This is a genomic window from Bacillus sp. 3255 (assembly GCF_031456485.1).
Lineage (GTDB): Bacteria > Bacillota > Bacilli > Paenibacillales > NBRC-103111 > Paenibacillus_E.
Window position 1 is genome coordinate 23208 of sequence record NZ_JAVDUS010000036.1, and the last position, 21093, is coordinate 44300.

The window sequence follows — 21093 nt, forward strand, 5'->3', positions numbered from 1 at the left end:
CGCGATTAGCGGCCGCTGTGTCCGTTAGAGCCCCTGGCCTGGGGCTTCCCGTCCAGGGCGAGCCTCCGATGGCCAGGGTTCGGCTAACCCATACCGCAGATGCGCCCTCCCCAGACGCTTACACCGTCAATCACATCAGCGGCTCCCCTATTCGAACAGTCACCGCAACATGGTCAAATACTATAGACCTCATCTATAGTGAGTATCGAAACTATTAATTATTTGAATGCCGAAACAATCTTTATAATAAGGAGTAGCTAAACGAACTACTCACGAACATACATGATGGAGGCGAATAGATCTTGAATCAAACAACTGTTGGCATTGAAGAGTTAAGCATCAATTCCATCCGCACGCTGACCATCGACGCCGTCGAGAAAGCAGCGATGGGTCACCCCGGCATGCCGATGGGCGCGGCTCCAATGGCTTATGCATTGTGGACGCAGCATCTCAAGCACAACCCGGCTGACGCACAGTGGGCAGACCGCGACCGCTTCGTGCTGTCGGCAGGACACGGCTCTATGCTGCTGTACAGCTTGCTGCACCTTAGCGGATACGGCCTGACCCTGGACGATATCAAGGAATTCCGTCAATGGGGAAGCCTTACGCCCGGACACCCGGAATACGGCCATACGGTCGGCGTAGAAGCGACGACGGGTCCGCTCGGTCAAGGCGTAGCGATGGCTGTAGGGATGGCGATGGCGGAGGCACATCAGGCATCCGTCTATAATAAGCCGAACTTCCCGATCGTGGACCACTACACGTACGCAATTTGCGGTGACGGCGACCTCATGGAAGGTGTTTCCTCCGAAGCGGCTTCACTGGCCGGACATTTGAAATTGGGCAAGCTAATCGTGCTATACGATTCCAACGACATTTCGCTTGACGGGGAACTAAACATGTCGTTCTCCGAGAACGTCCGGACACGGATAGAATCCTACGGCTGGCAGTACCTTCGCGTCGAAGAAGAAAACAACGTCGCGCTGATCTCCGCTGCTATCGCAGAGGCTAAGGCGGATACGAGCCGTCCGACGCTGATCGAGATCAAAACCACAATCGGCTACGGCTCCCCGAATAAAGCCGGCAAAGGCGGCCACGGCGGCACGCACGGCTCGCCGCTCGGCAAAGATGAGCTGCGCCTCACGAAGCAGGCGCTGGGCTGGCCGCTTGAGCCGGACTTCTATGTGCCGGCTGAAGTATACGAGCACTTCGCGCACTTCAAGCAGCAGGGCGCAGCAGCGCAACAAAGCTGGGAGCTCCTGTGGAGCGGCTACCAGCAAGCATACCCCGAGCTCGCCAAGCAATTCGAGCTCGCCAGCCGCGGCGACCTGCCGGCGGACTGGAACGCCGACGTGCCGCGCTTCACACCGGAGAGCGGCGCGATCTCGACGCGCACCGCGTCCGGCAAAGTGCTCAACGCCCTGGCGCAGCGGGTGCCTCAGCTTGTCGGCGGCTCGGCTGACCTGGCGAGCTCCAACATGACGATGCTGAACGGCGATGCCGCATTCAGCGCCGCGGATTACAGCGGCCGCAACTTCTGGTTCGGCGTTCGCGAGTTCGCCATGGGCGCGGCGCTTAACGGCATGACGCTGCATGGCGGGGTGCGGGTATTCGGCGGCACCTTCCTGGTGTTCAGCGACTACCTGCGCGGAGCTATCCGCTTGTCCGCGCTGATGAAGCTGCCGGTGGCGTACGTTTTCACGCACGACAGCATCGCGGTCGGCGAGGACGGCCCGACGCATCAGCCGATCGAGCAGATCCCATCCCTGCGGATGATTCCGGACCTGACATTGTTCCGCCCTGCGGATGCGAACGAAACGGCGGCCGCTTGGGAGTATGTTCTCCAAGCGAAGGAAGGCCCGTTCGTCTTCGCCCTGTCCCGTCAGAACCTGCCGGTACTGCCTGGCACGGATCAGCTTGCTTTCGCCCATATTCATCAGGGGGCTTACGTTCTGGCTGAAGCGGCGCCCGGCGAGAAGCCGGATGTGCAGCTCATTGCCACAGGCTCCGAGGTCAGTCTTGCACTTGACGTGAAGAAGCAGTTGGCGCAATATGGTATTGGAGCTAACGTCATTTCCATGCCAAGCCGTGAACTCTTCGAGCAGCAGTCTGCCGACGTGCAGCAGGTGGTGATTCGCCCTGATGCGAAGGCGAATGTCGTCATCGAGATGGCATATCCTGCCGGATGGGACGAGATCACAGGAGGCAAGGGCTTCGTCGTAGGCATCCGCAAATTCGGAGCATCCGCGAAGGCGGATCGGGTGATTCGTGAATATGGCTTTACCGCAGAAGCAATCGTAGAACAAATCAGACAGAAGTATTTCCAAGATTAACCCGCAGAGGGAGAAAAGGTAGGGAATCAGGATGAAATTGTTTATCGACACAGCCAATGTAGAAGAAATTCGCAAAGCACACGCACTAGGAGTAGTTGCAGGCGTGACGACTAATCCTTCACTCATTGCCAAAGAAGGCAGAGATTTCTTCGAAACCGTGAAAGAAATTGTCTCCATTGTAGGCGATGTTCCGATCAGTGCCGAAGTGGTTTCCTTGAAAGCGGACGAAATGATCGAGCAAGGCAAGAAGCTGGCTCAGCTTAGCCCGAATATCGTCATTAAGCTGCCGATGACACTTGACGGTCTGCAAGCGACAAGCGCGTTCCGGGCACTAGGCATTCCGACGAACGTTACACTGATCTTCTCCTCGACGCAAGCGCTTCTGGCTGCGCGTGCAGGGGCAACCTTCGTATCACCGTTTATCGGCCGCTTGGACGATATCAACCAAGTCGGGATGAACTTGATCAAGGAAATCAGCCAAATTTTCCAAGTGCACAACATCCAATCCGAAATTATCGCAGCGAGCGTTCGTCACTCCGCTCACGTTATCGAGGCGGCGCTTGCAGGTTCCCATATCGCAACAGTGCCTTATAAAGTCATTGAATCCATGAGCAAACACCCGCTGACCGATGCGGGCATCGAGAAATTCCTGGCTGACTGGGAAGGCGCAAACCAAAAAACGTTTTAATCTATGGTCCTAAAGCAAAGATCCGCTTTATTTAAAGCGGGTCTTTTTTCTCTGGATGCGCTATAGTAATTGTAGGATTTCGAGATTGAAATTGGACAAGATGAGGGAGGATTAGGCATGATCATCAGCAATTTGCAGCACTTCGAGAAGGAACGCCATCTGTGGCCGGCCGCCATCGGCCGTGGAATCGATTACATCGTTAGCCGCAATCTAGGTGAAGCGGAGCCTGGACGTTACGATTTGGAAGGCGATAACGGGCAGCTTATGTATGCCAATGTGCAGGAGGTCGTCACTTGTCCGGCCGCGGAGCAGCTGGCTGAATCTCACGTCGTGTATACGGATATTCAATTCCTGATTCGCGGCGAGGAGAAGCTGTGTTTCTATAAGCTGCATGAAGGTGCCAAAATAAGCGATAACAAATTTGACACGCACGATGTGGCTTTCTATGAATCCGATCCTGCACAGCAGGAGACCGGCGTTATTTTGCAGCCAGGCATGTTCGCGGTCTGTTTCCCTTCGGATGTTCACCGTCCGAACTGTACCGTCACAGCGCCGACTGCGAACAAGAAGGTTGTCGTCAAGGTACATAAGGATTTGCTGCAGCTATAACGACATAGAGGACTGTCTCCAAGGGTCTGCCGTGACCGGGGGATGGTCCTCTTTTTATTCTTCTAACGATGCCTCGATAACCAAAAAACCGCCCCCAAGTCACAATGACTTGAAGACGGTCCTCCAACATTAAGCTTTTCCCGGAATCATTCTTGCTTGCTTCCATTTCCCGAACTTGTAGTAGATCAGATTCAGCACCGCAGCAACGGTAAAGCTAACCGGGAAACTCCACCAAATGACATCGAAGCCGTATTGGTGGGATAGCACCGTAGCCAGCGGAATCCGCACCAGCAGCAAAGCGACGAAAGCGACCAACAGCGGGAACACCACCGCCCCGGCGGAACGTACGACACCCGCGACAACGTTAAACACGCCGAAAATAATAAACGACCATAGCGTCAAATTATTGATGTGAACGCCCAGATCAATGGCCTTGCCTTCCGGCGGAAGGAAGAGCGACACGGCTTCGCGGTTGAACAGATGCAGCACGACGACGATCAGTCCCGTCATGGCGATGTTGACCCCGACGCCGGTCCATGTGATCCGGTTCACCCGGTCCCATTTGCCCGCGCCGATATTCTGCGCGGCCATGGAGGTGACGGCTCCGCCAATGGCCATTGCCGGCATCTGCACGTAGCTGGAGATTTGCATCGCAACGCCGAAGGCGGCCGTCGACTCGGAGCCGTACGAGTTCACGAGATGAACCAGCAATAAGTTGCTGACGGAGACGACGACCATGTTGAGTCCCATCGGCACACCCTTTTGCACCAAGGTCCGAATAATCGTCCAATTAATGCGCAGCAGCGGGAGATCCTCCCGGGTAATCCGCAGAAAATATTTTTTCCTGTACAAATACATCACGAGCAGCACGAGGCTGACCAGTTGGGCGATGAAGGTGGCGACAGCAGACCCGGCAATGCCCATCTTCGGGAACGGCCCGATCCCGTCGATCAGCAGCGGATTCAGAATAACGTCCAATACAGCCGACAACAGCAGGAAATAGAAAGGCGTTTTCGCATCACCCGAACCGCGCAAAATCGCCATGATCAGGTTAAATCCGAACATGAACGGCACGCCGGCGAACATAATTCTCGTATAGGTAACCGCAAGGTCTTTCACATCCAGCGGGGTATTCATCCACGTTAGAATCGTGTGCGAGAAGATGAGTCCGAACAAGGCGACGATAATCGATAGAATCAAGAAGAAGACGGTGCTCGTCCCGACCACCTTTTTGGCTTCATGCGTCTTCTGAGCCCCGAGATTTTGGCCGATCAGGATAACCGCAGCCATCGCGAAGCCGAAGATGGAGGAGATCAGGAAGAACATGATCAGGTTGGCATTGGACGTTGCGGCCAGGCCGGCTTCGCCTAAATATTTGCCGATCCAGACCGTATTGATGGAACCGTTCAGCGTCTGCAGCACATTGCCTAATAGAATCGGCATGGAGAATAAGATCAATGTTTTGGTAATTGGGCCTTCCGTTAGTGAAGGTCGTGCTTTCTTAGGTGCGTTTGCATGATCACGCATTGTTAGCCTCCTGCTGTTTCTGACTTGCTATCAAATGCTTCTTTCTACAATGACTTAGCGCTATTTCGAAATCCGGCGGTCGAGAATCCATGGACCGAACGGAATGAAAGCGGCCAGGAACGCTCCTAGCACACGCCACACGGTCCAGCGATGAGCCATCGTTGCCCAGGCGATGGCCAGCAGATAGAGGGAGAAGAGAACCCCGTGAGCCATTCCGACTACGGTTACGGCTTGCGGCATATCGAGGGCATATTTGAGCGGCATGGCAATGCACAGCAAAATTAGAAAAGAAAGTCCTTCCGCCCACCCGACATAGCGCAGCGTTTTTAGCGATTGGTTTGGCAACTCGTACAGCTCCTTAGCATAAAATATTGTTAAAACTATCCTATTGTAAACGAGAAATATGTAGGGAGTATGAACAAATGTTTTCAATTGGACACAATCTAGTTTTTTTAGTAGGATAATAGGAATAGCTTAACAATAGTAGTTTAACATTAGTAACTAAATTTTAGTAGTTTCGTAGAGGTAGGGGGAAATAGGATGCTTCGTCTTGGCGAGAGAGTCATTGTAATTGGAGACAGTTTGGAACAAAACCTGCCGATCGGCGGATACGGATATATCATTGCTTACGACCGGAATAACGATAATATTTTCGATTACGTCATTCGTGTGCCTAAAGATAATAAGCACTATTACGTGCCTGCTTCGGATATCGAGCTGGAAACCGTCATTCTGTCTCAGGAAGCGGAACAAATCGAGAAGGAAGCGCTGATCGATTTTGCGCTGGCCACGAAGAACGAGGAGCTATTCCGCAGAGTGATGAACGGTGAGCCGCTGCCGGACAAAGAGCGCGATAAGGAAGTTCAGTCCAGAGAGGATTTCATTAAACAAATCGGCTTGAAGGCCTGGATTTAAGCGTCATATATAAGGAATTGGAAACCGCCCGTGTGGCGGTTTTTTCTTTTTTTCTGCGTATGGATTGATAATTTCGGTAAATGGTGGTACAGTAGTATCCGAACACAAAACCAATTTAGTATTTTAGTTCTGAGGTGCGCATATGGATGCCAAGAAACAGTTAATTATGGAAGCCGCGAAGAAATCTTTCTCCCTGTTCGGGTATAAAGGCACGACGATGGATCAAATCGCCAAAATTGCCGGTGTCGGCAAGGCGACGATCTATACGTTTTTCGAAAATAAAGAAGTGCTTCTGAACGATATCATTCAATCGCTTATCGCCGAGATGAAGGACGTCGCCGGGAAAGCACTTGCCGAAGGCGAAACGCCGATCGCCAAAATTCATAGCGCCCTATATGAAATTCTTGTGTTCCGCAAAGAGCATGAGCTGCTCATCCAGCTGGCGCATGAAGTTCAGCAATTCGGCAGTCCGGTTACGATTGAGGCTATGGCCAGTATCGAGAAGGAAGTGGTTCAGTTTATCGCTGAGCATATTCAGAAGGCGATACATAACGGCACGATGAAAGCTTGCGAGCCGAAAATGACGGCTTTTATTTTATTTAAGCTGTATGTCGCGCTCGTGTTCGATTGGGAGAAGCAGAACGAGCCATTGACCGATGAGAAGATTTTAAGCTTGCTGCAGATTTATTTTGGCAATTTTTTGAACTAGCTATACGTAGGGGGAATTTTCATGCGATTTATTCGACCGATGGTTTATTCTGTGATGGCTGTTGTGATAGGGACGAGCGCTTTTCTATTGACGACCCGAGAGGCGACGAGCCAGAGCGATGCGGCCAATCAACTGCATCCGACCGCTTATATTGAGTCGAACGAAGTGAGCGCCAGCTTCAAGGTCGGCGGAAGAGTGACGGAGATCCTCGTGAAAGAAGGGGATACGGTGAAAAAAGGGCAAGTGCTGGCACGATTGCAAAGCGCCGAGATTGAAGCGAAGGTCGAGCAAGCCAAAGCGGCTGTCGCGCTTGCCCAAGGCAAGATCGCCGAAGCGCAAGGCGCGACGGCAACGGCACAGGCGAAGAAGCAGCAGGGCATCGCGGGCGTGACCGTGACGGCGGATACCGCCGAGCAGCAGGTGGCGCAGGCGCAAGCGGCGGTTAACGCCGCCCAAGCCAAAGTGGACGCGCTCAAGAGCGGTGCCCGGCCGGAAGAGAAGAAGCAAGCGGAGATTCAGTTCCAGGCGGCTTCTGAAGTATACGCGCTTGCCGAGCAGAATCTGAATCGGATGAACGCGCTGCTGGAGCAGGGGCTCGTCTCGCAAGCGGACGTGGACAAAGTGAAGATCAGCTACGAGGAAGCGAAGACGAAGCGCGATCTGGCGCAGCAGCAGCTGAACATGGCGAATCAAGGTCCGCGCGAGGAAGAGATTCGCGGAGCGGAGGCGCTGCTGGAACAAGCGAAGGCATCGCTGAAGCTGGCGGAGGCGAACCGCGGGACCGTGCAGGTGAGACAAGGCGACGTTAAGGCGGCGGAAGCGGCGGTGCAGCAAGCGCAAGGCGCAGTCAAGTCGGCGCAGTCCGGCGAGCAGCAGGCCAAAGCGGCGCAGCTGGAAGCGGAGACGTACCTCAGCTACACGGAGCTGGTGGCGCCGGCGGACGGCGTGGTGCTGTACCAGTCCGCACAGGTTGGCGAGCTCGTCGGCTCGGGCTTCCCGGTCTTCTCGCTGGAGTCGGCCGAGAAGCGGTGGGCGAAGTTTTACTTGCCGGAGACGCATATCGCCGGACTGCAAGCAGGCAGCAAGATCAGCATGAAGATGTTGTCCACCGGCGAGGAAATCGTAGGTACGATCACCTCGGTAGCGGCAGCGCCGGATTTCGCCATCAAGAAAGCGACACAAACCTCAGGCGAAACGGATATCCGCTCGTTCGGCATCAAAATCGATTTGAGCGCATTGCCGGATACGGCTACGACGGGCATGACGCTGCAATGGAACGGTAAAACGGAAGGATGATGAAGGAGATGGATCTTCGGATTGGCAAGCTGATAGCGGAGGAATGGATGCACATTCTGAAGGACCGGCGCCTGTTTCTGATCTTGTTCTTCGTACCGGTCATGTATACAGTGCTCTTCGGTTCCATCTATGTTCATCACAAAGTGACGGAGATGGCGACCGTCGTCATCGATGAGGATCAAAGTCCGCTCAGCCGGCAAGTGATTCAAGCTTTCGAGCAGAGCGAGTCGTTCGAGATCAAGAAGGAATATCACTCGGAAGACGAAGTGAAGCGGGCTCTGGAAACCGGCGAAGCGAAGGTTGGCCTCGTTATCCCCGCAAATTTCGAAGCGAAGCTGAAGCATGGCGAAACGCTGCCGCTTCTCACGCTGATCGACGGCAGCAACATGATGATCTCCAACTCGGCGACCAAGGGAGCGAACGAGGTCATCACAACGTTCAGCATGGGCTATTCGCAGAAAAAGCTCCAGCTGCAGCAAGGCTTGCAGAACGAGCAGGTCATGAATACGTTGTCGCCGATTCCTTACCGGTATCGGATTATGTATAACTCTGCTTTTAACTATAGCGACTTCATGCTGTATGGCCTTGTCGGGGCTATTCTGCAGCAAGTGTTGTTTCTCGGAATCGCTCTGACGATTACAAGGGAGAAAGACGCCGGCACCTGGCGCCGTTATGAACCGTGGAAGACGAATCCTTGGCGTATCGCTTACGTGAAAACCGCACCTTATTTTCTTATTAATCTGTTTAACACATCCGTCGCCTTGGTGATTGCTCTGTATGCCTTTGGCGCGCCGATGGGCGGCAGCCTGCTCGTCGGTCTCGGCATCATTCTCAGCTTCACCTTCGCCGTCAGCGGGATCGGCTATCTGATCTCCCTGTTTTCAAGCAATCAGCTCGGAGCGACACAGACGGCGATGCTGATTGCCGTGCCTTCGTTCATGCTGTCGGGCTTCACCTGGCCCTTTGAGGCGATGCCGAAAGCGCTGCAGGTACTCGGCCATATGCTGCCGCTTACGTATTTCTTGGACGGCGTGCGCAGCGTGTTCGTGAAAGGCAATGACTTTCAAGTGGTTTGGCACGATTGCGTCGCGCTCATTCTGACCGGAGCATTAACGTACTTCATTGCGATGCTGCTGACGCGTTTCGTCGTTTTCGCGAAAAAGAAAGAGGATCCCGCCCAGCCCGTTCCGACGTCCGGCTCCAATCTCACTGTATAACGATTCAGGAAGGAAGCGATTTTGGTGAAAAAAACGCTCATTAGCCTCACGGCGGCACTGCTTCTCGTTGCCAGCTCCGGCTTGGTCTATGCCGATGAGGACACGGTGCAAGAACCCGAGCAAAATGTTTATGTTCATGAAGAAGTTCTGGAGACGGTAACTTCTATAGATTTGGATTTTGTGTTGGATAAAGCGCTGAAAGACTCCCATAATTTAAATCTGCTGGCGCTCAAATATGCCGCTCAAGGCAGCAAGAAGGCGGATTTGGAGGCCCAGATGGACGCACTGGACGCGATGGGCGCAGCCTCGTTCACGCCGGGGCATCTGCCGAGTACGCCTGCGGAGGTGACGAATACGGGCAATCCGCTGCTGCCGAATTTGACGGAGCCGTCCGATATTGCCTGGACTGTCATGCAGAACAATGCTATGAACCAAATGATGCAGGGCATGGGCGCTCTCGCCGGAGGCATGAACAGCATCATCGCCGCCCAGCGGGCCCAAATGAAAACGGCGGCGCATCAGCTCGGCACGGATCAGCGCAACTCGCAGCTGCAGTCGGACGAAGCGAAGGCCGGCATTCGGCTGCAGACGATCGCGCAGTATGCGCAGCTTCTCGGCCAGAAGAAGCAGCTTGACTTCATGAACGCGTATGCCGGCGTGCTTGACAAGGAGCTGCTTCGGGCAACGCTGCTGGCGCAGCAAGGCCTGGCCTCGCCGGAGGATATTTTGACGGCGCAGAAAGCGGTCAATAAGCAGAAGGACGACACTGCCGCTCTGCTGAACAATTATCGTTTGGGGCTCGTCCAGCTCTCTACGGATATCGGAATTTCCTATGATCCCAATCTGCAGCTGAAAGAAATTGCTCCAATTACGGTGGAGCCGGTAACCGAAACGGACACGATGACCTTGCTGAGGAATTCTTATCAGATGAAAGCATCCGGCAACAACATCGACGAAGCGGTTTGGGAAACGGTCCATACCGTCACCCAGAATACTTACGGGGATACGTATTTAGGTGTTAATGTGGCCATCAGCGGTCAGAAAAACGAGCAGGCACAGCTTGAATTGACCAAGAAAATTCAAGCCACCTACCATGATGCCCGCAACGCTTACGACGCCGTTTTGACCGAGCAGCGGAATGCGGGCGACGTGCAGGCGGACTGGCAGAAGATGAAGCTCCGCTACGACATCGGCGTTATCTCCAAGCACGATCTGAACAAATTTCAGATCAAAGTGACTCAGAGCGAGACGGCTCTTGCCGCCGCCAAGCTTAAATATTATGTGCTCAAGGAAAAAGCGAAAGCGATGGACACCGGGTTCATTCAATAATAGGCAACCACAGTCCCTGATGCGCTGCGGGTTCTCAGAACCTTAGCCGTCAAGGGACTGTGGTTTTTTCTGGATTGAGTTCGCAAAATTTCTGGGATATAATGAAAAGAATGACCAAATGCTGTTCAAAGGGGTGTAGAAAACTTGAGCATTACAAGGAAAGATGTCGATCATGTCGCGAAGTTGGCTAGACTCGATCTGAGCGAGAATGAGAAAGAATTGTTTACCGGCCAGCTTAATGCCATTTTACAATATGCAGAGCAGTTGAACGGCCTGAATACCGAAGGCGTGGCGCCAACGAGCCATGCTATGCCGCTGACGAACGTGATGCGTGAAGATGTGGTGACACCTTCGCTGCCGATTGAGAAAGTGCTTGCCAATGCGCCGGATCATGAGGACGGGCAGTTCAAAGTACCTGCTGTTTTGGAATAATTCTGTAGATTAGAGAGTCATATGAAAGGGTGTGCCTGTCGTTGTCTTTGTTTGATCTGAACCTACAACAAATTCACGAGAAGCTTCAAGGCAAAGAGATTACCGTTGCCGATCTCGTGGATCAATCCTATACAAGAATTGGGCAAGTGGAGAGCAAGATTCGCGCTTTCCTTACATTGGATGAAGAGAATGCAAGAGCGGCTGCGGCCAAGCTGGACGCTCAGATTGCCAGCGGCGCAGCGCGCGGCGATCTGTTCGGTCTGCCGATCGGGATCAAGGATAACATGGTCACGGAAGGCTTAAGAACGACTTGCGCCAGCAAGTTCCTGTCGAATTACAATCCGATTTATGATGCGACGGTTGTCAGCAAGCTGAAGGAAGCGCAAACCGTCACGATCGGCAAGCTCAATATGGACGAGTTCGCCATGGGCGGCTCCAACGAGAATTCCGCCTTCCATCCGACCCACAATCCGTGGAACACGGCTTATGTGCCGGGCGGCTCCAGCGGCGGCTCCGCTGCGGCGGTGGCTGCAGGCGAGTTGTACTTCTCGCTCGGCTCCGACACCGGCGGCTCGATCCGCCAACCGGCAGCCTATTGCGGGATCGTCGGGCTGAAGCCGACGTACGGTCTTGTGTCCCGCTATGGTCTCGTCGCGTTCGCCTCTTCGCTCGACCAGATCGGGCCGCTGACGAAGAACGTGGAAGATTCCGCCTACTTGCTGCAGGCGATTGCCGGCTACGATCCGAAGGATTCGACCTCGGCAAAAGTGGACATCCCGGACTATCTCGGCGCATTGACCGGAGATGTGAAGGGTCTGCGTATCGGCGTGCCGAAGGAATACATGGGCCAAGGCATCGACCCTGCCGTGAAGGACAATGTGCTGGAAGCGCTCAAAGTGCTTGAAGGGCTGGGCGCTACATGGGAAGAAGTGTCGCTGCCGCATTCCGAATATGCGGTGGCTACCTACTATCTGCTGGCTTCCTCCGAAGCCTCCTCCAACCTGGCGCGCTTTGACGGCATTCGCTACGGCGTTCGCTCCGACAACGCGAACAACCTGCTCGACTTGTACCATCTGTCCCGCAGCGAAGGCTTCGGCCCTGAGGTGAAGCGCCGGATCATGCTGGGCACCTATGCATTAAGCTCGGGCTATTACGATGCTTATTATTTGAAAGCACAGCAAGTGCGTACTTTGATCAAGCAAGACTTCGATCAAGTGTTTGAGAAGTTCGATATTATTATCGGGCCTACGGCTCCGACGCCTGCTTTCAAGATCGGCGAGCAAAGCGATGACCCGCTCACGATGTATTTGAACGATATCATGACCATTCCGGTCAGTTTAGCGGGTATTCCTGCAATCAGCGTCCCTTGCGGATTCGTGAACGAGCTTCCGGTTGGCCTGCAAGTCATCGGCAAAGCGCTGGATGAGACGACGCTTCTGCGTGTCGCTCACGCTTTCGAGCAGCATACCGATCACCATAAGCAGCGCCCGCAATTGTAAGTTCACAGTTCTTGAGTAACGAAGGAGGCAATCATTTTGTCGGCAACAGATACCCAATATGAAACGGTCGTCGGTCTTGAGGTTCACGTGGAGCTTCATACGGCATCCAAAATATTTTGCGGTTGTGCAACCTCGTTCGGTGCACCTCCGAATTCGAATACATGTCCCGTTTGCTTAGGTCACCCCGGCGTACTGCCGGTACTGAACCGCCAAGCGGTGGAATATGCGATGAAGGCTGCAATGGCGCTGAACTGCACCATTTCCACCCATAGCAAATTTGACCGCAAGAACTATTTCTATCCGGATTCGCCGGACGCTTACCAAACTTCCCAATACGACAAGCCGATCGGTCTGAACGGCTGGATTGATATCGAAGTGAACGGGGAGACCAAGCGCATCGGCGTAACTCGCGTTCACTTGGAGGAAGATGCGGGCAAGCTGACGCACGTAGACGGCGGATATGCTTCGCTTGTCGACTTGAACCGCGCCGGCACGCCGCTCATCGAGATCGTCTCCGAGCCGGATCTCCGTTCGCCGGAGGAAGCGCGCGCATACCTGGAGAAGCTGAGAGCGATCATGATTTACTGCGACGTATCGGACGTCAAGATGGAAGAGGGCTCCATGCGCTGCGACGCGAACATCTCCCTGCGGCCATACGGCCAGGAGAAATTCGGCACGCGCGCTGAGCTTAAGAATATGAACTCGTTCCGCGGCGTCCAGAGAGGCCTGGAATACGAGGAATACCGCCAAGCGGACATTCTCCGCAGCGGAGGCGAAGTTGAGCAGGAGACGCGCCGCTGGGACGATGCGCAGGGACGCACGCTCTCGATGCGCGGCAAAGAGGATGCGCACGACTACCGTTACTTCCCGGATCCGGATCTCGTGAGCCTGTATATCGACGATGAATGGAAAGCCCGTGTCCAAGCGACCATTCCGGAGCTGCCGGATGCACGCAAAGCAAGATACACCAGTGAGTACGGCTTGCCTAGCTATGATGCGGATGTCATCACTTCTTCCATGAAGCTGGCTAACTTTTTCGAAGAGAGTTTGAACTATACGCAGGATGCCAAAGCCGTCTCGAACTGGATCATGGGCGATCTGCTCGGATATTTGAATGCGAACAATTTGGAGCTAACGGATGTCCGAATTACAGGCAAAGGCCTGGGCGAGATGATCGGGCTGATCGAGAAAGGCACGATTTCCTCGAAGATCGCCAAAACCGTGTTCAAGGGAATGCTTGAATCCGGTAAGGATCCGCAGCAAATCGTAGAAGAGCAAGGCCTCGTTCAGATCAGCGACGAAGGCGCCATCAAGGCGGTAGTCCAACAAGTGGTGGACAACAATCCGCAATCAGTGGCCGACTTTAAGGCGGGCAAGGACAAAGCCGTGGGCTTCCTGGTCGGACAGGTTATGAAAGAAACCAAAGGCAAGGCGAACCCAGGGTTAGTGAACAAATTAATTGTGGAGTGCCTGAACAGCAAATGATAAAGTAAAGTGGTGATCGCTTGGCGGTCACCACTTTTTTCACTTTCATCGAGGGGGCTACCGAATGCGTATACAACCGCTTTCACTGCAAACGAATGAGGACATTTTGCATTTGCTGGCGTTACAACTCGCATCTTACCGCGTGGAAGCGGAGTTAATCGGCTTTGATGACATTCCTCCGTTGAAAGACGGCATCCAGTCGATCCGCGAGGCGGACGAGACATTCTATGGTTACTATGTGCAGGAAGAGAATGAAGCTGAAGAGGGCAAGCTCGTCGGGGCGATTTCGTTCTCCCGCGAAGGCTGCGTGGTGACGATTTGCCGGATGATGGTTCATCCGAATTTTTTTCGCCGCGGGATTGCTAGAGCTTTATTGGAACATATACTACAAGAACAAGAACATGCTGGCGCCCAGCTTTTTATCGTCTCCACCGGAACGGCGAATGCACCGGCTATTCAGCTTTATGAGAACTTCGGGTTTGCGGCCAAACGTGTATTTACCGTTCCGCCCGGCGTGTCATTAACGACCTTTGAGCGGCCGACTGCGACGAGGTGACGCGGGCTAGGCGGTTGCCACATCTATTCATGCCGAAGAGGGAGCGGATATCTATGAGTAATCCATGGGTTATTGATCAGATTCATATCACCATACGGTTAGTTCTGGCTCTTTTGCTTGGGGGGTTAATCGGCTTCGAACGGGAGGTCAGCTCGCATGCGGCAGGACTTCGCACGCACATTCTCGTCTGTGTGGGCTCCGCGCTTGTCATGCTGCTGTCCATGTACGGATTCAGCGCTTTTGTGAACGAAGTGAACGTGCGGATTGATCCGTCGCGTTTGGCGGCGCAAGTCATTAGCGGCATCGGGTTCTTAGGTGCCGGTACGATTATTTTTAACGGGAGATCGATTACGGGACTGACGACTGCGGCCTCCCTATGGGTTGTGGCGGGAATAGGGCTCGCCGTAGGGGCGGGCTTTTACTATCCGGCTGTATTGGCATGCGTTATGGTGCTGATTTCTTTATGGAGCCTTAATAAGCTCGAGCATAAGTTTTTTAACGGGAAGAAGGTCCGCATTCTCAAAATTCAGGCGGTCGACCAGCCGGGAACGCTTGGTCTCGTCACGACGCTGCTCGGGAAACAGAAAGTCGATATCCGCAAGATCACGATGGAAGAGCAGCAGAACGATGACAAGCCCAATCAGGTGCAGATCACGTTTCATGTAACCGTGCCTAATCCGTCAATTATCGTGACCATGCTGGAAGGCATCAATCAAATTGAGGGCGTTAGCGGTGTGGCGATCGAAAAAAGCAAAAGTTGAAGGGGTCCTTCTCTGCTGAACGTCTAAGCATATGGACGAAGAGAAAGGGGGGAAGTCAGGCATGGAACATTTGACGGATGAGCAGTTGATCGATCGGGTCCGTCAAGGTCACTCCGATGCTTACCGGGTGCTGGTAGAGCGGCACAAAAGCTATATTTATACGCTTATTTACCGGATGGTGGGGCATAAGGAAACTGCTGAGGACTTAACCCAGGACGTTTTCGTCAAGCTGTTTCGTTCTTTATCCCATTTCCGCGGGGATGCTAAGTTTACGACTTGGTTATATCGGATGGCAACGAATCTGGTCACGGATTACCGGCGCTCTCAGAAGCGCAAGCCGTATGAGGCGCTGTTGGATAAGATGAAGGGTTGGTTTACGGATAGCCGGGAGCAGCCGGAGGAGAAGGCTCTTTTGCGTGATGAGCAGGAGCGGATGCAAGGTGCGCTGTCCGAGCTTCCGGACAAGTACAGGCTCATTATGTATTTGTATCATTACAAACAGCTTTCCTACCAGGAGATGTCCGAGGTTACCGGTCTGCCGGTCAAAACGCTGGAAACCCGCCTATACCGGGGCAAAGCGATGCTCAAAGAGAAATGGTTGGAGGTGAATCCTCATGAATCCCAAGGGGCAGGAAGACATCCGGCTCACGCAATACCTAAATAAGCTGCTGGATGAAATGCCGGTGCACGAGCCGAACCCATCGTTAACGGAACGGATCATGCTTGCCGTGCAAGAGGATAAGGTCCCCGTCCAGCCGGCGAATGCGCAAGGAACCCGCAGCAAGGCTTGGATGAACGGTATGGTCGCTGCGACGGCAACGGTGCTACTGTTCCAATCGGGCTTGATTCACAAAATCATGAATATCGATTCCGGAATCATACAGCTAACCGCTTACATCCATCATTTATCAGAGTTTTTATAACATGAACAGAACGGAGGCTATCCCTATGCAAATGCCCAAAGACAGCTCGTACATCCCCCCATACTCGGCGGAATCCTCATATCCGAGCTATGCGCCTTACTATCCGATTCCGCGCAAGCGGAAATGGGTTGCCGGCGTCCTCTCCTTCATCATCCCGGGGACCGGCCATTTTTACCTTGGCCTCATGCAACGCGGCGTATTCCTCATGATGCTGCTCATCCTCGATATTTTCATCATCACATCGCTTGCTTCGCAAGACGATACAAGCGTGCCCGCGGTTACGCTGTTCGCCTTGTTTCTGCCTGTCATTTACTTCTACAATCTATTCGACGCGCTGCAAATTACGGATTATGTCAACCGCCGCAGTGAGCTTGGAGAGTTCGCCGGTACGTATGAAAGCCATTTTCAAGATCCGCTGCAGAAGCTGATCAAAGGCACGAATATGGGCGTGCTGCTGATCGTTGCCGGCGTTCTCTTCTTCATGCTCAGCAACAAACCGCGCTGGGTAACCGGGCTTTTCGATTTCATGGGCTCCTATCTGGGGGCTGCCGTTCTCGTTGTGGGCGGCATGGCGCTTTACCTCTGGGATTCCCGCAAAAATAAATAGCCTTAGGACACACCATTCCGCACAACCATCATTGACAAATGGGAATAACCGAACGTACAATATAATGTAAGGTTTTAACGACTAACAGCGGGTGGTGTGTACCATGGCAGCACAATTAGAACAAGCTTTAGCTAAATTGAAAACAACAGGTGTTCGAATGACGCCTCAGCGGCATGCGATTTTAGCCTATTTGCTGGATTCCATGACGCATCCGACAGCAGATGATATTTATAAGTCCCTTGAATCCAAATTTCCTAACATGAGCGTAGCGACCGTTTACAATAACCTGAAAGTGTTTATTGAATCCGGACTCGTTCGTGAATTGACATATGGAGACAGTTCCAGCCGTTTTGATGCGGATATGACGGATCATTACCATGCCGTTTGCGATGTATGCGGGAAGATCGCGGACTTTGAATATCCGCCGATTCATGATATTGAGCATAAGGCTGCCAGCCAAACAGGCTTTAAGGTCGGCGGCTATCGGTTGGAAGTATATGGCGTCTGCCCGGATTGCGCGGGGGTTACCAAGCATTAACTTGCGCAGAATTCCTCATAAGCGGTTCCTATGTTGTATAATGAAACGTGATCGTACCTTCTTCAGTTTCGGGAGGTAAGAGCGCGTTTTTTCTTTTTTATATCGGATAAAGGAAGTGAAATTTTGCAGCAGCGCAGAAGATCGTCGAAGAAAGTCCTTCTCATCTGTTCGCTCGTCATGGGGATGTTCGCCGCGGGTGCGGCTACGTTTCTATGGCAGCAATTCGCCCCGAATCGGACGCAAGTAGATACCGAATATCATGAGTTAAGCAAGCCGGTCTTTTATCAAGGGAATTATTATAAAGTAAGCGCGGTTGGTGAAAAAGAAGGATTAAAGCTGCCTCTGGAGCTCATTCAGGAATGGATCGATCCCTCCATACTGTATGAGAAGAGCAGCGATTCCGTGATCATTACCACGAAGGATAAAGTGCTGCGGCTCCAAACGGCCGAGCTCTCGGCTTTCATGAATGAGAAGCCGCTTACGCTGTCTTTTCCTGTAGAGAAGAAGGGAAGCGACATTTATGTGCCGGTAGAGCCGCTTCGCCAGCTGTATCCTTTTGAAATTCGAGAGTCCGAGCAATCGGGTGCGGTTCTGTTGTTCAAGAGAGGGGAGACCCTGAAATGGGCCAAACCGACGAAACAGGAAGTGGTGCCGATCCGTACGTTTGCCTCGATCAAGGCGCCGATCGTTTCCAGCATCCCAGCCGGCGAGGACGTTTATCTGCTCGGCGAAGAAGGCGAGTGGTATCGTGTACAGCAGGTGAGCGGGCCAATCGGTTATGTGCGCAAAACCGATGTTGCGGCGGACCATGAGGAGACGATTCCTGTCCAAGAGCAAGCGGAAACTTATGTGCCTTGGAAGCCGCCGACCGGTAAGCTGAATCTGACATGGGAGCATGTCATTAGCAAGAACCCGGACACAACCAAGATCGGCGATATGCCCGGCTTGCAGGTCGTCTCTCCGACCTGGTTCTCGCTCGCCGACGGCGAGGGACGCATTAAGAACTTGGCCGACGCGGCATATGTCAAATGGGCGGAATCCCGCAATTATCAAGTGTGGGCGCTGTTCAGCAACGGCTTTGATCCCGACCGAACGTCCCAAGCGTTATCGACCTACGATAAGCGCATGAAAATCATCAAACAACTGCTTGGCTTTGCGCAAACGTATAAACTGCAGGGCATCAACATCGATTTTGAGAATGTGTATCTCAAAGATAAAGAAACACTGGTTCAATTCGTCCGTGAAATGACGCCGTTCATGCATGAACAAGGCTTATCGGTGTCCATTGATGTCACGCCGAAGTCTACCAACGAGATGTGGTCGATGTTTTATGACAGGCCGGCTCTTGCTGAAGTTGTTGATTATATGATGGTGATGGCCTATGACGAGTACTGGGCGACGAGCCCCAAATCCGGCTCTGTGTCCTCCATTGCCTGGACGGAACGGTCGGTAACCCAAATTTTGAATGCGGATAAAGTGCCTCCTTCTAAGCTGGTCTTAGGTGTGCCGTTTTATACACGCCAATGGACGGAAGAGACGAAGAACGGCAAGCTGACGGCGTCCTCCAAGACGTTGACGATGGAGGCTGCTCAGACGATTATCAAAGATAAGAAGCTGACGCCCGTGTATTTGCCGGAAGCCGGTCAAAATTATGTGGAGTACAAGGATGGGGAGAAGCTCATTCGTATATGGCTTGAGGATGAAACATCGATGAAAGCGAGGCTGGAGCTCGTGCGCAAGTATAATCTTGCCGGAGTGGCTACGTGGCGGAGAGGGTTCGAACAGCTGCCGATCTGGAAAGTGATCCAGGACGGACTGCTGCCGGGCGCGCAATAATAGGAAAAGCCGGTCCTTTGAGGGATCGGCTTTTGGGGTTCTTCTATAGGAATCTTAATGAGGCTTATGCTCGTGATCGCGGTTCGGCTCCAGTTGGGGCATATGAGATGCCGCCGTTTCATTCTCGGCTGTCGGCTGGTATTTCGGATCGACCGTCAGAATCGTTTTGCAGAACATGCAGCGGTCTGTCTTGCCGAGCATCTTGGTTCTTCGGCCGCATTCCGGGCAATCCAGCGCGATAGCGGATGTTGAAAGCATGCCGGCCCAGAAGTAGATGCCCATACTGACGAGCATCGAGATCATTCCGACAATCATGAAGATGACGGCGATAATGCGGCCGGCTTGTCCCCAGTCGAACACGATTCCGGCCAGCCCGATAATCATTAGCAGCATGCCGCCCATTGTGAGCGCAAGCCCCCATAAGCGGAATTCATTGACTTTGCTTGATCTGAAACGCACGTGATGTTCCCCCCATAAAATTGCTTCAGTTTTGTATGATTTGTCACAGAATACAGCAGGAAACTCCTCTGACCATGTAGAAATAAGTTATAAACAATTGGAGACAGGAGCTTTGGACACCCATGGGAATTGATAAAGAGCAGCTATTGCTTAAGTTCCGAAATGACGAGCGCATTATTAGCGTCATGGCGGTTGATAATCCTAAGCAACTTCCCTCGCTGACAGATGGCTTTGATACCCTTCTACTTATCGTAACGAACGACCTGAGCCTGAACAATCATACCTCTAATTATATAAGAGACGATACTAGGATACAAGAAAGGTGGATAGATCCTTCCTCCATCGAGCAATGGATACGTCAAGGTCATAACCGAAATATCCTTCACTGGCTGTTAAAAGGGGAGATACTTCTGGATCAGAACACGTATTTAGAAGGGCTGCGCCATCGCATCCTTGAATTTCCGGCTGACCTGCGCGAACATAAGCTGCTGGTTGAGTTCTCTCTTTTTCTTCGCAAATATCTTCAAAGCAAGGAATATATCCTGGACGAGCATCTGCTCGACGCTTATAACAACATTCTCGAGGCGCTTCATCATTGGGCTCGGATTGTTATTATTGAAGATGGCTACCATCCGGAAATCACCGTGTGGAGGCAGATTCGTGCGATCAACCCAGGCGTGTATAAGTTGTATGAAGAATTGACGATGAGCAAGGAGACGCTTAAGCAGAGGGTTCAGCTCGTCTTGCTGGCCTGTGAGTTCTCGGTGATGTCCAAAATGGAGCGATGCTGCGAGGCGTTTATTCAAATCCTCAAGGAGCAAGATCAGCCGCTCAGTCCGGATGAGCTTCAACAACATGAGCAGTTGAGCGAAATCAAAGCGGAGCTTCCATTGTTATTGAACAAGCTGGTCAAAAAAGGTTTGATCAAAGAAGTCGCCATGATTAACGATGAAGAAGCAGCGGAAATCGAGCTGCGTTACACGAGCGTATCCTGATTGCAGAGAAGAATCAGAGCAAATCTGATTCTTTTTTTATTTTTAAAAGAATGCTTGACTTTGAATGTGTTTCTATGATAAATTAACTCTCGCCGCTAAAAACGGCTCACACGAAAGCTTACGAATTAGAGATGCAAGCGAAGGTAAGAAAAAAAGAAATTAAAAAAAAGCTTGCATTGAATAGCCCGGATGTGATATATTATAAAAGTCGCCGCTAAACGGATGGCGAGAAAAACGGAAGACATTGATCTTTGAAAACTGAACAACGAGTGAGTAAACATGAACGAGCAATCGTTCATTAATGAGATTAACAATCTCGCTAGCAAGTCAATTGAGCTATTCAGCTTTCAATAAGGACGAGCAATCGTTCAACTATTAT

Annotated in this window: 22 protein-coding genes; 19 read left to right on the forward strand and 3 right to left on the reverse strand. The window is 52.4% G+C overall.

The genetic code is table 11. From position 1 onward, the window contains the following. The first annotated feature begins 302 nt into the window (after window positions 1–302). From tkt to J2X61_RS35485, 3 genes are all read left to right on the forward strand, one after another. Window positions 303–2333, forward strand: a complete 2031-nt coding sequence (gene tkt / locus J2X61_RS35475; RefSeq protein ID WP_310195109.1) for a transketolase — start codon at window positions 303–305, stop codon at window positions 2331–2333. A gap of 31 nt (window positions 2334–2364) precedes the next feature. Beyond that, window positions 2365–3021 carry a fructose-6-phosphate aldolase gene (fsa, locus tag J2X61_RS35480; RefSeq protein ID WP_310195113.1) on the forward strand — a complete coding sequence of 219 codons (657 nt, stop codon included), beginning with the start codon at window positions 2365–2367 and terminating at the stop codon, window positions 3019–3021. A 117-nt stretch (window positions 3022–3138) separates the two neighbouring features. After that, window positions 3139–3630, forward strand: a complete 492-nt coding sequence (locus tag J2X61_RS35485) for a NanQ anomerase/TabA/YiaL family protein (RefSeq protein WP_274473455.1) — start codon at window positions 3139–3141, stop codon at window positions 3628–3630. Between the two features lie 129 nt (window positions 3631–3759). Here J2X61_RS35485 and J2X61_RS35490 read toward each other — a convergent pair whose 3' ends face one another. After that, window positions 3760–5157, reverse strand: coding sequence for an MATE family efflux transporter (locus J2X61_RS35490; RefSeq protein ID WP_310195116.1), 1398 nt, complete (start codon window positions 5155–5157; stop codon window positions 3760–3762). Window positions 5158–5217: 60 nt separating this feature from the next. Continuing rightward, complete coding sequence (locus J2X61_RS35495) at window positions 5218–5502, reverse strand: DUF3817 domain-containing protein (protein ID WP_310195119.1); 285 nt, start codon at window positions 5500–5502, stop codon at window positions 5218–5220. Window positions 5503–5697: 195 nt separating this feature from the next. Here J2X61_RS35495 and J2X61_RS35500 point away from each other — a divergent pair, with 195 nt between their 5' ends. From J2X61_RS35500 to J2X61_RS35570, 15 genes are all read left to right on the forward strand, one after another. Then, window positions 5698–6072 carry an ATPase gene (locus tag J2X61_RS35500; protein WP_274473458.1) on the forward strand — a complete coding sequence of 125 codons (375 nt, stop codon included), beginning with the start codon at window positions 5698–5700 and terminating at the stop codon, window positions 6070–6072. Between the two features lie 142 nt (window positions 6073–6214). After that, window positions 6215–6781: a TetR/AcrR family transcriptional regulator gene (locus J2X61_RS35505; protein WP_274473459.1), complete on the forward strand. Its 567-nt coding sequence runs from the start codon at window positions 6215–6217 to the stop codon at window positions 6779–6781. Between the two features lie 21 nt (window positions 6782–6802). Continuing rightward, complete coding sequence (locus tag J2X61_RS35510) at window positions 6803–8077, forward strand: HlyD family secretion protein (RefSeq protein ID WP_274473460.1); 1275 nt, start codon at window positions 6803–6805, stop codon at window positions 8075–8077. A gap of 8 nt (window positions 8078–8085) precedes the next feature. After that, window positions 8086–9294 (forward strand): ABC transporter permease, encoded by a 1209-nt coding sequence (locus J2X61_RS35515; protein ID WP_310195123.1) that lies wholly within the window; start codon window positions 8086–8088, stop codon window positions 9292–9294. 24 nt (window positions 9295–9318) lie between these two features. Continuing rightward, window positions 9319–10623, forward strand: coding sequence for a TolC family protein (locus J2X61_RS35520; protein ID WP_274473463.1), 1305 nt, complete (start codon window positions 9319–9321; stop codon window positions 10621–10623). Window positions 10624–10767: 144 nt separating this feature from the next. Then, complete coding sequence (gene gatC, locus J2X61_RS35525) at window positions 10768–11055, forward strand: Asp-tRNA(Asn)/Glu-tRNA(Gln) amidotransferase subunit GatC (RefSeq protein WP_310195125.1); 288 nt, start codon at window positions 10768–10770, stop codon at window positions 11053–11055. Window positions 11056–11096: 41 nt separating this feature from the next. After that, complete coding sequence (gene gatA / locus J2X61_RS35530) at window positions 11097–12554, forward strand: Asp-tRNA(Asn)/Glu-tRNA(Gln) amidotransferase subunit GatA (protein WP_310195127.1); 1458 nt, start codon at window positions 11097–11099, stop codon at window positions 12552–12554. 33 nt (window positions 12555–12587) lie between these two features. Further along, window positions 12588–14039: an Asp-tRNA(Asn)/Glu-tRNA(Gln) amidotransferase subunit GatB gene (gatB, locus tag J2X61_RS35535; RefSeq protein ID WP_274473481.1), complete on the forward strand. Its 1452-nt coding sequence runs from the start codon at window positions 12588–12590 to the stop codon at window positions 14037–14039. Window positions 14040–14103: 64 nt separating this feature from the next. After that, window positions 14104–14595 carry a GNAT family N-acetyltransferase gene (locus J2X61_RS35540; protein ID WP_274473466.1) on the forward strand — a complete coding sequence of 164 codons (492 nt, stop codon included), beginning with the start codon at window positions 14104–14106 and terminating at the stop codon, window positions 14593–14595. Between the two features lie 53 nt (window positions 14596–14648). After that, on the forward strand, window positions 14649–15356 hold the full coding sequence (locus J2X61_RS35545; RefSeq protein WP_274473467.1) for an MgtC/SapB family protein: 708 nt from the start codon (window positions 14649–14651) through the stop codon (window positions 15354–15356). 61 nt (window positions 15357–15417) lie between these two features. Then, entirely contained in the window at window positions 15418–16020 is a 603-nt protein-coding gene (locus tag J2X61_RS35550; RefSeq protein WP_274473469.1) for an RNA polymerase sigma factor, read from the forward strand. Next, window positions 15971–16279 carry a hypothetical protein gene (locus tag J2X61_RS35555; RefSeq protein ID WP_274473470.1) on the forward strand — a complete coding sequence of 103 codons (309 nt, stop codon included), beginning with the start codon at window positions 15971–15973 and terminating at the stop codon, window positions 16277–16279. Before J2X61_RS35550 ends, J2X61_RS35555 begins: the two co-directional genes overlap by 50 nt. Before the next feature lie 25 nt (window positions 16280–16304). Continuing rightward, window positions 16305–16886: a DUF6677 family protein gene (locus J2X61_RS35560; RefSeq protein ID WP_274473471.1), complete on the forward strand. Its 582-nt coding sequence runs from the start codon at window positions 16305–16307 to the stop codon at window positions 16884–16886. Between the two features lie 103 nt (window positions 16887–16989). Further along, window positions 16990–17424 carry a peroxide-responsive transcriptional repressor PerR gene (gene perR, locus J2X61_RS35565; protein WP_274473473.1) on the forward strand — a complete coding sequence of 145 codons (435 nt, stop codon included), beginning with the start codon at window positions 16990–16992 and terminating at the stop codon, window positions 17422–17424. A 123-nt stretch (window positions 17425–17547) separates the two neighbouring features. Then, complete coding sequence (locus J2X61_RS35570; protein ID WP_310195132.1) at window positions 17548–19260, forward strand: glycosyl hydrolase family 18 protein; 1713 nt, start codon at window positions 17548–17550, stop codon at window positions 19258–19260. 54 nt (window positions 19261–19314) lie between these two features. On the opposite strand, the gene J2X61_RS35575 is transcribed toward J2X61_RS35570, so the two are convergent. Then, window positions 19315–19719 (reverse strand): YgzB family protein, encoded by a 405-nt coding sequence (locus J2X61_RS35575; protein WP_274473476.1) that lies wholly within the window; start codon window positions 19717–19719, stop codon window positions 19315–19317. 122 nt (window positions 19720–19841) lie between these two features. Between J2X61_RS35575 and J2X61_RS35580 the strand changes: the two genes are divergently transcribed. Further along, on the forward strand, window positions 19842–20714 hold the full coding sequence (locus J2X61_RS35580; RefSeq protein ID WP_310195136.1) for a nucleotidyltransferase-like protein: 873 nt from the start codon (window positions 19842–19844) through the stop codon (window positions 20712–20714). Window positions 20715–21093: the final 379 nt, after the last annotated feature.